General features: G+C 74.1%; 12 protein-coding genes. 5 read left to right on the top strand and 7 right to left on the bottom strand.

The window, feature by feature from the left end; genetic code table 11:
- Positions 1-37: 37 nt before the first annotated feature.
- The 4 genes from NEH16_RS29430 to NEH16_RS29415 are packed head-to-tail and all read right to left on the bottom strand — an operon-like array spanning position 38 to position 3509.
- Positions 38-1483, bottom strand: coding sequence for an amidohydrolase family protein (locus tag NEH16_RS29430; RefSeq protein ID WP_265546032.1), 1446 nt, complete (start codon positions 1481-1483; stop codon positions 38-40).
- Between the two features lie 34 nt (positions 1484-1517).
- Positions 1518-2459 (bottom strand): amidohydrolase family protein, encoded by a 942-nt coding sequence (locus NEH16_RS29425; protein WP_265546031.1) that lies wholly within the window; start codon positions 2457-2459, stop codon positions 1518-1520.
- 31 nt (positions 2460-2490) lie between these two features.
- Complete coding sequence (locus tag NEH16_RS29420) at positions 2491-2913, bottom strand: hypothetical protein (protein WP_265546029.1); 423 nt, start codon at positions 2911-2913, stop codon at positions 2491-2493.
- Positions 2914-2942: 29 nt separating this feature from the next.
- On the bottom strand, positions 2943-3509 hold the full coding sequence (locus tag NEH16_RS29415) for a flavin reductase family protein (protein ID WP_265546027.1): 567 nt from the start codon (positions 3507-3509) through the stop codon (positions 2943-2945).
- 281 nt (positions 3510-3790) lie between these two features.
- Here NEH16_RS29415 and NEH16_RS29410 point away from each other — a divergent pair, with 281 nt between their 5' ends.
- A complete protein-coding gene (locus NEH16_RS29410) occupies positions 3791-4981 on the top strand; it encodes an acyl-CoA dehydrogenase family protein (RefSeq protein WP_265546025.1) in 1191 nt (396 codons plus the stop codon).
- Positions 4982-5005: 24 nt separating this feature from the next.
- Here the strand turns inward: NEH16_RS29410 and NEH16_RS29405 are convergent, their stop codons facing one another.
- Together NEH16_RS29405 and NEH16_RS29400 are read right to left on the bottom strand one after the other, a co-directional pair.
- Positions 5006-6322, bottom strand: a complete 1317-nt coding sequence (locus NEH16_RS29405) for a PucR family transcriptional regulator (RefSeq protein WP_265546024.1) — start codon at positions 6320-6322, stop codon at positions 5006-5008.
- 114 nt (positions 6323-6436) lie between these two features.
- A complete protein-coding gene (locus tag NEH16_RS29400; RefSeq protein WP_265546023.1) occupies positions 6437-7117 on the bottom strand; it encodes a GntR family transcriptional regulator in 681 nt (226 codons plus the stop codon).
- Between the two features lie 118 nt (positions 7118-7235).
- Here NEH16_RS29400 and NEH16_RS29395 point away from each other — a divergent pair, with 118 nt between their 5' ends.
- The 4 genes from NEH16_RS29395 to NEH16_RS29380 are packed head-to-tail and all read left to right on the top strand — an operon-like array spanning position 7236 to position 12696.
- Positions 7236-8099 carry a fumarylacetoacetate hydrolase family protein gene (locus NEH16_RS29395; protein WP_265546021.1) on the top strand — a complete coding sequence of 288 codons (864 nt, stop codon included), beginning with the start codon at positions 7236-7238 and terminating at the stop codon, positions 8097-8099.
- Positions 8100-8159: 60 nt separating this feature from the next.
- Positions 8160-9119 carry a VOC family protein gene (locus NEH16_RS29390; protein WP_265546019.1) on the top strand — a complete coding sequence of 320 codons (960 nt, stop codon included), beginning with the start codon at positions 8160-8162 and terminating at the stop codon, positions 9117-9119.
- Between the two features lie 11 nt (positions 9120-9130).
- On the top strand, positions 9131-10726 hold the full coding sequence (locus tag NEH16_RS29385) for a bifunctional 3-(3-hydroxy-phenyl)propionate/3-hydroxycinnamic acid hydroxylase (RefSeq protein WP_265546018.1): 1596 nt from the start codon (positions 9131-9133) through the stop codon (positions 10724-10726).
- A complete protein-coding gene (locus tag NEH16_RS29380) occupies positions 10723-12696 on the top strand; it encodes an acetoacetate--CoA ligase (protein WP_265546017.1) in 1974 nt (657 codons plus the stop codon). Before NEH16_RS29385 ends, NEH16_RS29380 begins: the two co-directional genes overlap by 4 nt.
- On the opposite strand, the gene NEH16_RS29375 is transcribed toward NEH16_RS29380, so the two are convergent.
- Positions 12693-13763 (bottom strand): Lrp/AsnC family transcriptional regulator, encoded by a 1071-nt coding sequence (locus NEH16_RS29375; protein WP_265546015.1) that lies wholly within the window; start codon positions 13761-13763, stop codon positions 12693-12695. The genes NEH16_RS29380 and NEH16_RS29375 overlap by 4 nt on opposite strands.
- Between the last annotated feature and the right edge of the window lie 73 nt (positions 13764-13836).

Raw genomic sequence — 13836 nt, 5'->3', positions numbered from 1 at the left:
TCGGGGGCGGTCCGGCCGGTGCGGACGGGTGCGGTGGTCAGCGGGCGCCGGGCGCGGCGGCGACGCGTTCCAGCACGGTATCGAGGTCGGCGCGGGACCACCAGGAGCCCTCCCGCAGCACCCCGGCGATCCGGCGCAGCGCGGTGTGGTCCGTCAACGGGTCCTCGTCGAGCAGCACCAGGTCGGCGGGCATTCCGGGGGCGATGCGGCCGGACGTCCCCTCCTCGCCGAGGAACCGGGCGGGTTCGGTGGTCGTCATGCGCAGGATGGTCAGCGGGGTGAGACCGGCCTCGGCGAGCAGGTCGAACTCGTCGTGCAGCGAGAAGCCCGGGATGATGTGCGCCGCCCCGCAGGCGTCGGTGCCGGCGACCATGGGCACTCCGGCGTCGGCGAAGGTCCTGGTCAGCCTGAGCTGGGCGGCCCAGTGGCGGTGCAGGGCCTCGCGGGTGACGTCGGGGAGCCGGGCGAACTTCCGTACCGACTTGTCCCAGGCCCGCAGCTCCCCGGGCGCCATGTAGCGGCGCCTCGGGTCGCCGGTGTGTTCGGGCGCGTCGCCGAACTGCTGGGTGTGGACGCGGATCAGGGTGGGGCACTGCCAGGTGGTGTGCTCGGTGAAGAGGGCGGCCAGCTCCTCGGCCTTCCGCTGGTCGTACGAGCCGTCGGCGAGCGCGTACGCGTGGGCCTCGTGCTCGGAGGTGTGGGTGGCCGGGTTCACGACCATGCCCTTGATCAGCCGGGTCACCAGCCGGTCGGCGCCGGGGAACCTCAGCTTGGGGAGCGGCGGGAGCTTGCGGGTGGCGTTGCGGGCCCGTACCTCGGCCTCGCGGGAGGAGGCGGCGGCGAAGACGGTGACGCCGGGGCCCAGGTGCTCGATCGACCAGACCCCGCCGCGTGCGGCGTCGCGCGGGTCGAGGTCGGCGGGGAGATGGCCGCCCAGGCGGATGCCGAGCCGGTTGGCCTCGCCGAGGGCGGCGAGGAAGGTCGCGCGGGTGGTCATGCCCGCCTTGACGAAGTCGGCGCCGTCCCGGTGCTGTTCCCGTACGGCCCGCACCGCGTCGTCGGGCGTGCTCGCGTTGAACGGGGTGAGGAGGTCGCCGGCGGTCGCCTTCAGGTCCGGTGCGCCGGTGGGCCTGGGCAGGGTGCCCTCGCGCCGGGACTTCAGGAGCGCCCGGCTGCCCGACATCTGGCGGAAGCCGGCGATGCCGTTGGCGAGCATGAGGGCGTAGCTGCCGTCGACGTCGTCCGGGGTGTTCAGGGCGTGCAGGTGCATGTCCATGTACGCCGGTACGGCGAACCGGCCCCGTCCGTCCACCACAGGGCGGTCGCCCGGCGGGGCGCCGGTGGCCGTGACGGCGGTGATCCGGCCGTTCTCGGTGAGCACGTCCTGCCCGGGGGCGGCGGTCCCGTCCAGCGGGTCCACCACGGTGACGTCCCTGACCAGCACCTGGCCGGTGACCGATGAGGGGTCGACGTACCTGCTCATGTCTCTCCTGACTGTCGTCGTCGTGGGTCGGCCGTCACACCGCGAACAGGCGGTGCGCGTTACGGGTGGTGAGGTCGCGCCAGGTGTCGGTGGCGGAGGGCGGGACGGCCGCGTCGACGGAGGCGATCTGGGCGCGGGCCGCCTCGGCGGGGGTCCAGCAGTAGTCGCTGCCGTACAGCAGGCGCTCGGTGCCGAACGCGGCGTCGAGGGCCGGGATCTGGCGGGGGAACGGCGTCCCGGCCATGTCGTACCAGAGGCGGCCGAGCTGTTCCACCGCGCTTGGTCCGTCGCCGCCGGTGATCGTACGGAACAGGTCGATGCGGTCCGCGAGCAGCGGCAGCGCTCCCCCGCCGTGGGTCAGCACCCAGCGGATCCGGGGGTGGCGGGTGAACACCCCGCGCAGCAGCAGGTCGCTCGCGGCGCGGGCGGTGTCGAAGAGGAATTCCAGCATCGGGCGCGGCCGGCCGAGGGCGGTCTCGTCCGCGTGCGGCGGCGAGGTGGGGTGGACGAAGACGAGGGCGCCGCGCGAGTCGAGCGCTTCCCACAGCGGTTCGAGGCGGGGATCGCCCAGGTAGAGGCCGTGGTGGTTGGTCTCCACGGCGACCCCGTCGGCGCCGAGGACGTCGAGCGCGTACGCGGCCTCGGTGAGCGCGCCCTCCACATCGGGCAGCGGCAGCGAGGCGAACTGGCCGAAGCGGTCCGGGTGTCCGGCGCGGACGCGGGCGCCGAACCCGTTGACCTCCCGGGCCAGGGCGCGGGCCGCGCGGTCGTCCCCGAAGTGCACGCCGGGCGAGGAGACCGACAGGTAGGACCTGGCGATTCCGGCGTCGTCCATCAGGTCGAGGTGCTGCTCGACGCTCCAGGAGGGCCAGCCGGGCATGCCGTCGGGGTGCGTGATCCCGGCGGAGCGGGCGGCGTCGGCGTAGGCGTCGGTGACGAAGTGGGCGTGGACGTCGATGAGTCCGGTCGGGGTCATGGGGTGCTCCTTGCGGTGGGGGCGAGCGGTTTCAGCCGGCGAGCCACTTCAGCGTGTCGTCGTAGAAGGCGGCGGCCCGCTCCGGGCGGTCGTCGCCCAGCAGCTCGCCGGAGACGGGGTATCCGCGCCGGTCGAGGTGGCACGCGAGGATCGCGTAGGGCGCCCGGTACGGCGCGATCCGCACGGCGGGCGGGGAGAGGCGGTGCACGCTGGCGTCGCCGCGCCCGGCCATGTGCGCGGAGGCGTCCACGAATCCGGGGCCGGAGCCCCGGTACCAGCTGAGGTTCACCACGGAGTCGGGCCAGTAGCAGGCGCGCATCCGGTCCCACCAGCCCCGGTCCCGGGCCCAGGGACTGTCGTCACATTCCCGTCTGCCGGGCGGACGACGGGAATGTGACGACAGGCCCTGGCGCTCGCGCAGCACGGTCTGCGTGACGCTTTCGGTGTCCGTCATGGGGCCTCCCGTGGGGGCGTCGGCGGCGGTCAGCGGTCCCACCAGCCGAAGGAGTGGGTGGGCGCGTGCACCGCGTGCGCGCGGTCGAGGCGGACCAGCCGGCCCCGGTGGAAGAGGAGCGGGCGGCGCGGCCCGTCGGCGGCGGCCAGGTCCAGGACGCGGCCGATCACCATCACATGGTCACCCGCCGGAACGCTTCCTTCCACATCGCAGGTGAGCCAGGCCGCCGCACCGCCGAGGCGGGGCGGCCCGTCCGGCGGGTACTCCCAGTCGCCGGTGGCGAACCGGTCGGGGGTCCGCCGCGCGAAGGCCGCGCACACCTCCCGCTGGTCCTCGGCCAGTACGTTGACGCCGAACCGCCCTGCCCGTACGACGGCGTCCGCGCTGGCCGACGCGGCGCCCGCCCAGAACGCGACCAGGGGCGGTTCCAGCGACACGGAGGTGAAGCTGCCGACGGTGACGCCGACCGGGCCGGCGGCCGTCGCGGCGGTCACCACGCAGACCGAGGTCGGCACATGGCCCAGGACGTGCCGGAAGGCTGCCGGAGCGGGGGCGGCGAGGGGCGGGGGCGTCCCCGTCGGAGCGGATGCGGGCACAGCGGCCTCCTGCGGTGGGTGCGGGTCCGGGCTCTGGTTCCAGTGATTCCACGGGCCGCCGCCCGCCGCACTGGGCCGGGAGGCCAAGCCGGGCGGGCCCGTCCTGGCGGCGGGCCCAAAGAACCGCCGGACTGGTCCGGCAGCGCAGGAAGCGGCCTCGGATCTGTGCTCCGGGACCGGGGACAGCGGGGCCGACGGGGCGTGCAATCCCACCAGCGGGCCCCCTCGCGGCAGCTGCCCGGGGGTGCGCCGTCTGAGCCGTACGACGCCCGGAGGACACCATGACCACGACCGCACCGACCTCGCGGACCGCGCTGAAGGCGCACGCGACGCAGCTGCTCCCGCTGCTGAAGGAGAACGCCGCCCGGACGGAGGCCGACCGCCGGGTCGCCGAGGAGAACATCGAGGCGCTGACCGACGCGGGGCTGTTCCGGCTGACGGTGCCGCGCCGCTTCGGCGGCCACGAGGCGGACTTCGGGACCTTCCTGGACGTGACGTCGGAGCTGGCGCGCGGCTGCGGGTCCACGGCCTGGGTGGCGACCCTGGTCAACGTCTGCAACTGGATGGTCGGCCTGTACCCCGAGCGCGTCCAGCAGGAGGTGTTCGGCGAGAACCCGGACGCCCGGGTCTGCGGCGTCCTCGCGCCCAGCGCGAGCTGCCGGGCGGTCGACGGCGGCCTGGTCGTGAGCGGCCGGTGGGGCTTCGCCTCCGGCAGCCTGCACGCGCAGTCGGCGTCGCTCGGCATCCCCGTCGTGGACGCCTCCGGACAGCAGACGGACCAGGGCGCGGCCCTGATCCCGATGGACGAGCTGACGGTCGAGGACACCTGGTACGTCGCCGGGATGCGCGGCACGGGCAGCAACACCCTGGTCGCCGACGAGGTCTTCGTACCGGAGCACCGCATCCTGTCGGTGACCCGGGGCGTGCGGGGGGACTACCCGACGGAGCACACGGAGGAGGCGCTGTACCGCTCGGCGCTGGTGCCGGTGCTCGCGCTGGTCCTGGCGGGCCCGCAGGTGGGGCTCGCCCAGGCGGGGATGGACGTGGTGCGGGCGTCCCTGGCGAAGGGCAAGGGCATCTCGTACACCTTCTACGAGCGCGCCAGTGAGGCCCCGTCCACGCAGATCCAGCTGGCCGAGGCCGCGCAGCTGATCGACACCGCGCGGCTGCACCTGATGCGGGCCGCCGACGACATCGACTCCTGGGCGGCGCGTGGGGAGTACATGCCGTTCGAGACGCGGGCCCGGGTCCGGATGGACACCGGTTACGTGGCGCGGCGCTCCCGCGAGGCGCTGGATCTGCTGCTGAGCGTCCAGGGCGCCGGCAGCTTCGCCGAGGCGAGCCCGCTCCAGCGGATCTGGCGGGACCAGGAGACCGGCAGCCGGCACGCGGTGATCAACCCGGCGATCGCCGGTGAGCTGTACGGGCGGGCGCTGCTGGGGATCGAGGAGCAGGTCACCCCGTTGATCTGAGCGCTGTCGGCCCGAGCGGCGTGGTCAGGCTTCGTGCGCTTCGTCCGCCTTCAGCAATACGGCCGGGCCCAGCACCCTGGCCGCTTCGAGGGCCGCCATCACCTCGGGCAGCCGGGCCGTCAGGTCGTGCCCGAGGAGTTCCTGGGCGCGCTTGACGCGATAGGTGACGGTGTTGCGCGCCACGTGCAGCTGGGCCGCGGCCGCCATCAGGCTGCGTTCGTTGCGCAGGTAGAGCCGCAGGGTGCGGCGCAGCTGCTCGGCGTGCGGGCTGTCCGCCGCCAGGGCCCCCAGTTCGTCGCCGGTGAAGCGGCGCAGGGCGGGGAGGTCGGCGGAGAGCAGGGCCGGGAGCTCGACGTCCGGGTAGTCCACGACGGGCCCGGTGCCGCCGGGGTTGAGCCGCATGACGCGGGCGGCGTGCTGGGCGTCCTCGTGCGACTGGCGGAATCCGGTGAGCCCGTGGCGTACGGAGCCGAACGCGAAGCCGAAGCCCTCGGGGTACGTGGCGCCCGGGGGCGCCTCGGCGGGGTGCGGGGCCTGCGGGTCGCCCCAGGCCCACAGCGTGGTCCGGCCGGTCGGCAGGATCAGGGCCGAGGAGCAGCCGCGCAGGTGCAGCAGGTCGGCCGCCGCGCGCTGGAGGTCCCCGGCGGCCGGGCTCTCGCACCAGGCGACGAGCGCCAGATGGCGGCCCTCCAGGCGGTAGGCCAGGAGTTCGCGCGCCGTGTCCTCGCGTACGGGCTGCCCGTCGAGGATCGCGCGCACGGTCTCCTCCCGCGCCGCGGCACCGCTGGCGAGCCAGCGGTCGTGTTCGGTCAGGTACTCGGTGGTCATCCGGGAGGAGAACTCGTCCATGAAGCCGAAGAGCAGCTCGGAGATGCGCAGGAACTCCTCGGCGCGGTCGGCGGGCGCCGCCCGTTCCCGGCAGGCGGCCATCAGCGCCCCGGCCAGCGCGGCGTGCGCGACGCGGATGCCGCGCAGCACCTTGTCGAGGCCCACCCGGCGCCGGGCGAACTCGCGGTCCCCCAGGAGCGATTCCTCGGGGACGGTCCGGTCGGCCGCCGGGTCGGCCAGCAGGAGCAGCGACCGCAGGACGGCCGCTTCGGTGCCCATCCGGAGGGTTTCGAAGGGGGCGGGCCCACCGCCGAGTTCGGGCACCTCGCGGGTGATGACGCGGGCCAGTTCGGTGCCGACGAGCACGGCCCAGGCCACCGGTCCCTCGCCGAGCCGGGCGGTCGCCTCGGTCAGGGTGGGCTCCGAGCTGGCGGGCGCGCCCGGCGCGTCCGCCGGGGCGGGGGCGAGCCGGTGGACCCAGCCGGAGGGGCCGGAGTCGTGGTGAGCCGTCATGACGTCGTCCTTGCCGTCGTGAGAGCAGCGGGCGCTGCGTTGCCGTGCCGGTCGCCGGGCCGCTGCCTCGCAGGCTGCCACCGGAGCCCGGCCCCCGCATCCGGGCCGACCGCGCTAGGGCCTGTCCGCCGGGTCGTTCGCGATCACGGTGCGCAGGGCCTGCGATGTGCGGTCGATGTGCCGGGCGAGGAGGGCGGTCGCCGTGTCGGCGTCCCGGGCCAGGACGGCGTCGACGATCGCCTGGTGTTCGCCGGCCACGTCGCGTGCGGTGTCGTGGCCCACGGGCAGCGACCAGCGCCGGTACAGGGTCGCGGCGTCCCGCAGGCCGAGCGTGGCGGCCAGCAGCCTGGCGTTGCCGCAGCCCTCCAGCAGGGCCTGGTGGAAGCGTTCGTGGACGGCGAACCACTCGGGGGCGGGCGTGCCGTCGCTCCGCACGCCCTCGGTGCCGGCCAGGTGGTGGTGGGCGGCGACGACGGCCGCCTCCCAGGTGATGCCCCCGCGCTCCATCGACCGGCGCAGGACCAGGGTCTCCATCTCGATCCGGGCCTCGGTCAGCTCGTTGAGGTCGGCGAGGGAGACGGTGACCACGCTGAAGCCCTGCTGCGGTGCGGCGTGGACGAGCCCCTGCTCGGAGAGGCGGGTGAGCGCCTCGCGGACGACCGACTGGCTGACCGAGAAACGCTGAGCCAGCTCGACCAGGCGCAACCGCTGCCCGGGCTCGAAGACCCCCTGGAAGATGTCCTCGCGGATCCGCGCGTAGACGACGCCGCCTCGTGTTGCCTTCTCACCAGCCATGACCACACACCGTAGCAGCCGAACGACAGTCGTAGAAATTATCGTTAATCTCTTGCTTCATCGAGATTACGGGGCAAGACTGCGCAGCAGACACCCCCCGCACGGCATGGAGGACCTCATGCGCCTGGCGCACATCGACGGACGGCTGGCCATCAAGGGCCCGCAGGGCTTTCTCGACGCGGCAGAGGCGAGCGGGGGCCGTTTCGGGCCCGATCCGCAGGACGTGTTCACCGACTGGGAGGCGTTCTCCACCTGGTGCGGTGAATATCTGGCCTCGCCCGAGGCGGCCGGGGCGCCCGTGGTGGGCGCGGGCGACGGCGCGGTGTGGGGCCCGCCGGTCCCCCGGCCCGCCCAGATCTTCGCGGTCGGCCTCAACTATCTCGACCACATCGCGGAGTCGAAGCTCGACGTGCCCACCGAGCCGGCGGTCTTCACCAAGTTCCGGACCTCGCTGACCGGCCCCGAGTCACCCGTCACCCTGCCCGAAGGGCTGGTCGACTGGGAGACCGAGCTCGTCGCCGTCATCGGCCGCCACTGCCACCACGCGACGCGCGAGACCGCCTGGTCGTACGTGGCGGGGCTGACGGTGGGCCAGGACCTGTCCGAGCGCCGGCTCCAGCTGACCGGTCCGGCGCCGCAGTTCTCGCTCGGCAAGTCCTATCCGGGCTTCGCGCCGACCGGCCCGGAGCTGGTCAGCACCGACGAGTTCGAGAACCCGGACGACCTCGAACTGGGCTGCCGGCTCGACGGGGGCGAGGTCCTGCAGAAGAGCCGCACCTCGGAGATGGTCTTCGACGTCCCGGAGCTCATCACCCGTCTTTCGGCCGTCTGCCCCCTGCTCCCCGGCGACCTGATCTTCACCGGCACCCCGGCCGGTGTCGGCGGCGCCCGTACCCCGAAGAAGTTCCTCGCCCCCGGTGACGTACTCGTGACCTGGATCGAAGGCATCGGAACGCTGCGCAACCCGATGCTCGCCCCCTGACCGGCAGACCCCCAGGTCTCCCCCGGTCCAGCCCCGCCGACCCCGAAAGAGAGCCGTTCCATGTCACTGCACCGACTGACCCGGATCGTCATGGGCGTGCCGAACGTCGAACAGACGGCCGCCTACTACGCCGACTTCGGCCTCACCCCCGTGGGCGACGCCATCGGCCAGGCCGACGCGCCGCAGTCCTCGTACACCCTGTCCACGGTCGACGGCGGCGAGCAGCTGCGCATCGTGCACGCGCCCCGCCGCCGCCTGGTCGAACTCGGCGTCGGGGCCGAGGACCCGGACGACCTGGACCGGGTGGCCGCCTCGCTGGCCCGGCTCGGCGTGCCGGTCCACCGCGCGGAGGGGTCGGTGACGGCGGTCGACCCGGGCACCGAGGTCCTGGTCCGCGTGGAGATCGCCCCGCGCCTGCGGCAGGCCCCCGTCGCGGCGCCGCCGTACAACGCGCCCGGCGCCGTCGCCCGTCCCGGCCACCGCGCCCCGGGCATCCTGCGCGAGGAGCCGGTGCGGCCGCGCAAGCTGGGGCACGTGGTCCTCGGCTCGACGGACCAGGAGACCTCCCAGCGCTTCTTCCGGGAGGGCATCGGCTTCAAGGTCAGCGACACCGTCAAGGGGCTTGCCGCGTTCATGCGCTGCTCCAGCGACCACCACAACGTCCTGGTGCAGCAGGCCCCCGTCGCCTTCCTGCACCACACCTCGTGGCAGGTGGACGACGTGGACGAGATCGGCCGGGGCGCCACCGCGATGCTGGAGGCGGACCCGGACCGGCACACCTGGGGGCTCGGCCGCCACTACATCGGGTCGAACTTCTTCTGGTACCTCAAGGACCCGGCCGGCACCTTCTCCGAGTACTACTCCGACCTCGACTGCATCGTGGACGACGCGCTGTGGAAGCCCGGTGTCTTCGAGGGCGCGAAGTCGCTGTACGCGTGGGGCCCGCCCCCTCCCCCGTCGTTCCTCGCCCCGGAGGACCTGGCGGCCCTGATGACCGGCGCCCACGCGCCGACCCGGTGAGGACGCACGCCATGCAGCACACACTCGGCCGCAGCGACGTCCTGGTCGTCGGAGCCGGCCCGGTCGGCCTGACCACCGCCCTGTTCCTGGCCCGGGACGGATGGCGGGTCACCGTCCTCGAACAGTGGCCCACCCCCTATCCCCTGCCGCGCGCCGTCCACTTCGACGACGAGGCGGCCCGGCTGCTCGCCGACGCCGGCATCGGCGACCGGCTGGGCGCGCTCTCCGAACCGGCCGACACCTACGAGTGGCGCAACGCCTCGGGCACCCCGCTGCTCACCTTCGACTGGTCGGGCCCCGGCCCGTCCGGCTGGCCGCGCGCCTCCATGACGTACCAGCCCGACCTGGAACGGGCGCTGGCCGAGGCCGTCGAGGCCCGCCCGGAGGTGACGGTCCTGCGCGGGTACGAGGCCGTGGCCCTGGTCCAGGGCGACGGGGACGTCACCGTGACCGCGCGGGACACCGAGGGCCGGCAGCACGAGGTCACCGCCGCCTGGGTCGTGGGCGCGGACGGCGCCCACAGCTTCGTACGCGGCCACATGCCGACCCGGATGACGGACCTCGGGTTCTTCTACGACTGGCTCATCGTGGACGTACGCCCGCACGTCCCACGCGTCTGGGACCCGGTCAACCTCCAGATATGCGATCCGGAGCGGCCGACGACCGTGGTGTCCGGCGGGCCGGGCCGGCGGCGCTGGGAGTTCATGCGCATGGCCGGCGAGACGGTGGCCGAGCTCGACACCGAGGCCACCGCCTGGCGGCTGCTCGAACCCTTCGGGATGACCCCGGACACCTGCGCGCTGGAACGGCACGCCGTCTACACCTTCCAGGCCCGGTGGGCGGACGTCTGGCGGTCCGGGCGGCTGCTGCTCGCCGGGGACGCGGCCCATCTGATGCCGCCGTTCGCGGGGCAGGGCATGTGCTCCGGCATCCGGGACGCCGCCAATCTCACCTTCAAGCTCGACCTGGTCCTGCGCGGCGCCGCCGCCCCGGAGCTGCTCGACACCTACGGCACCGAGCGCGCGGCCCATGTCCAGCACGCGATCGGGATGTCCGTGGAGCTGGGCAAGGTCATCTGCGTCACGGACCCGGAGCAGGCGGCGGAGCGGGACGCGTACCTCACCGGTCACGGCGCCGATCCGGACAGGGCCCTGCCGCCGCTGCCCCCGGCCGTGCTGACGGACGGTCTGGTGGCCCGGTCCGGGAGCGGGGCCGCCGGGGTGCAGAGCAGGCAGGCCCGCATCGCGTACCGGGGCCGCACCGGCCTGCTCAACGAGGTGACCGGACGCGGCTTCGTCGTCGCGTGCCTCACCGATCCGCGTACGGTGCTGTCGGCGCGGCAGCTGGCCTTCCTCGACGGGATCGGGGCGCGCCTGCTGCACCTGGTGTCCTCACCGGCCGACGGCGAGGCGGAGGTGGCCGCCGTCGACGTGGACGGTTTCTACCTCCCGCATCTCGCCGAGGAGGGGCAGGCGGCCGTCGTGATCCGCCCCGACCACTACCTCTTCGGAACCGCCGCCACTCCGGACGGCCTCGCGGGGCTCGTGGACGACCTCGCGGAGCAGCTGGCCCCGGCGCCCGTCGTCACGGCGGGAGGCGCGCGATGAGCAGGACGGCCCCCTCGGCTCCCGAGCCCATCTGGCTGCCCGACCCGGCGGAGGCCGCTGACTCCCGGCTCGCCCGGTTCACGGACTTCGTCGCCGCGCGGACCGGCACCGCGCACGCCGACTACCGGTCACTGCACGCCTGGTCGGTCGAGGACCTGCCCGGCTTCTGGTCGGCCGTCGGGGACTTCTTCGCCCTCCGGACCACCGGCGCCTGGGACCGGGTCGTCGACGACACCCCGATGCCGGGCACCCGCTGGTTCTCCGGCGCCCGGCTGAACTACGCGGAACACGCGCTGCGTTCGGGCGAGCCGGACGACGTGGCGCTGATCTCGGCGGACGAGAGCGGTGCCACCGCGTATCTCACCTGGGGCGAACTCCGGTCCCGGGTCGGGGCGTTGGCGGGCTGGCTGCGCCGGCAGGGCGTGACGGCCGGCGACCGGGTCGTCGGCTACCTGCCGAACAGCGCGCACACCGTGCTGGCGTTCCTCGCCTGCGCGTCGATCGGGGCCATCTGGTCGGCCTGCGGCCAGGATTACGGTGCCGAGGGCGCCGCCGGCCGTTTCGGCCAGCTGGAACCGGTCGTCCTCTTCGCGGCCGACGGCTACCGGTGGAACGGCAAGGAGCACGACCGCCGCGCCGAGACCGCCGCGCTGCGCGAGGCGCTGCCGTCCGTCCGGGTCACCGTGGAGGTGCCCGTCCTCGGCCTGTCCCCGGCCGGGTACGGGGATGCGGGCACCGTGGACTGGGCGGACGCACTCGCCGAACCCGCCGACTGCGTGTTCGAGCAGCTGCCGTTCGACGCGCCGCTGTGGGTGCTGTTCTCCTCGGGCACCACGGGCACGCCCAAGGGCATCGTCCACGGCCACGGCGGGGTCCTGTTCGACCACCACAAACTGCTCGGGCTCCATCTGGACCTCGGGCCGGGCGACCGTTTCCTCTGGTACACCACGCCCAACTGGATGATGTGGAACATGATCGTCTCGGGGCTCCTGATGGGGGCCGCCCCGGTGCTCTACGACGGCAGCCCGGCCCATCCCGGCCCGGGGCGCCTGTGGGAACTGGCCGCCGCGCACCGGGTCACCGTCCTCGGCGTCAGCCCCGGCTACCTCCAGGGCTCGGCCAAGGCGGGCCTGGAGCCGGGGCGCGATCTGGACCTGTCCGCCCTGCGCGTCCTCGGCTGCACCGGCGCGCCGCTGCCCGCCTCGTCGTACCACTGGGTCCGCGACCATGTGGGCCCCCGCGTGCAGGTGGCCTCGACCAGCGGCGGCACGGACATCGTCAGCGGCTTCGCGGGCGGCGCCCCCACCGTCCCCGTGTGGCCGGGCGAGATGTCCGCGCCGCTGCTCGGGGTCGCCCTGGAGGCGTTCGACCGGGACGGCCGCCCCGTCACCGGCGAGGTCGGCGAGCTGGTGGTCACCCGGCCCATGCCCTCGATGCCGCTCCGCTTCTGGAACGACCCCGACGGCACCCGGTACCGCGAGGCGTACTTCGGCGCCTACCCGGGGGTGTGGCGGCACGGCGACTGGATGACCCGCACCGCGCACGGCAGTGTCATCGTCTCCGGCCGCTCCGACGCCACGCTCAACCGGCACGGGGTGCGCCTCGGCAGCGCGGACGTCTACGCGGTGGTCGACGAGCTGCCCGGCATCCGGGAAAGCCTCGTCATCGGCGCCGAACTGCCCGACGGCGACTACTGGATGCCCCTGTTCGTGGTCCTGGAGCCGGGCCGGGCGCTGGACGACGGGCTGCGCGACACCATCAGGGCGGCGATCCGCACGCACGCCTCGCCGCGCCACGTCCCCGACACGGTCATCGAGGTGCCCGCGCTGCCGCACACCCGTACCGGCAAGAAGCTGGAGGTGCCGGTCAAACGGCTGCTCCAGGGCGCGGCGATCGACAAGGTCGCGGGACGGGAGGCGGTGGACGACTTCTCGGCGCTGGAGTACTTCACCCGCTTCGCACGCGCCTAGCGGGTGGCCGGCGGTGTCCGGAGGCGGTCCAGGAGGGCCGCCTCCGCGGTGTCGGAGTGCGTGTCCTCCCAGCTGGCCAGGGGGACGGCGCGCAGGTGGCGGCCCTGCGGGTCGAGGAGGTGGCCGGCGAGCTTCATCGGCCAGAGGGTGAGCGCCCGGTCGGCCACCGTCAGCTCGGGGTGGCGGGCGGTGAGCCGGGACTCGAAGGCGCCGATGTCGTCCACCGAGCGCAGCCAGGCGGCCAGGAGCAGGTTGTGCGGGCCGGTCAGCGAGGCGCAGAGCCGGATCTCGCGGATCTGGCTGATGCTCTTCGCGAGCTGCGGCGCCCGGCTCTGCGGCACCGCCGCCCAGTACGAGACCGAGACCGGCCAGCCGGAGAGCGACCGCGCCACCTCGCACCGGTAGGAGAGCGCCCGCTCGGCGTCCAGCCGGTCGAGGCGGCGACGGACCGTCGTGGCGCTGAGCCCGGTGCGTTCGGCGATGTGCGCGACGGGCCGGCGCGGGTCCTCGCCGAGGACGCGGACCAGTTCGAGGTCGCGCTCCGGGACGGTGTGGGTGGGCTGCCGGTTCGTGACCGGCGGGGCCAGCTTGCGGCGCTGCTCCTCGGTGAGCCGGTCGAGCCGCCAGCGGCTGCCCTCGGTGTGCAGGGTGGTGGCGACCTGGGTGCGGGAGGCCGCGACGCCGTCGAGGGCGCCGAGGCGGAAGCCGACGTACCGGGCGAGCTGGGCGTGGTCGGTGAAGACCGCGGTGACCACGAGATCACGGCTGCCGCTGACGTGCTCCAGGTTGAAGACGTGCGGGTCGTCGGCGATGTGGCCGGCCACCTCGTGCAGCCGCCCGGGCAGGCAGTCGACCTCGATGAACGCGACGAGGGTCCAGGTGTGCGGTCCGCTCGCCGCGACCGACGGGTGCACGCCGACCCAGGCGTGCCCGGCCTGGGTCAGCCGGGCCCAGCGCCGGGCGACCGTCGAGGCGTCGATGTCGAGCACGTCCCCGATGGTCCGCCAGTCCGCGCGCGGTGCGATCTGGAGCGCGGTGACGAGGAGCAGATCGAGTTCGTCCAGCACGGGGCCGCCCTCCGGTCGGTTGTTTCCGGCAAACGATCTGCGCGATCCGGAGGATCCTGGCATCGAACGCGAC

This window comes from Streptomyces drozdowiczii, from assembly GCF_026167665.1.
GTDB classification, from domain to species: Bacteria; Actinomycetota; Actinomycetes; order Streptomycetales; family Streptomycetaceae; genus Streptomyces; species Streptomyces drozdowiczii_A.
The sequence above is the reverse complement of the archived record's forward strand: the minus strand, read 5'-3'. Positions and strand labels throughout refer to the sequence as shown.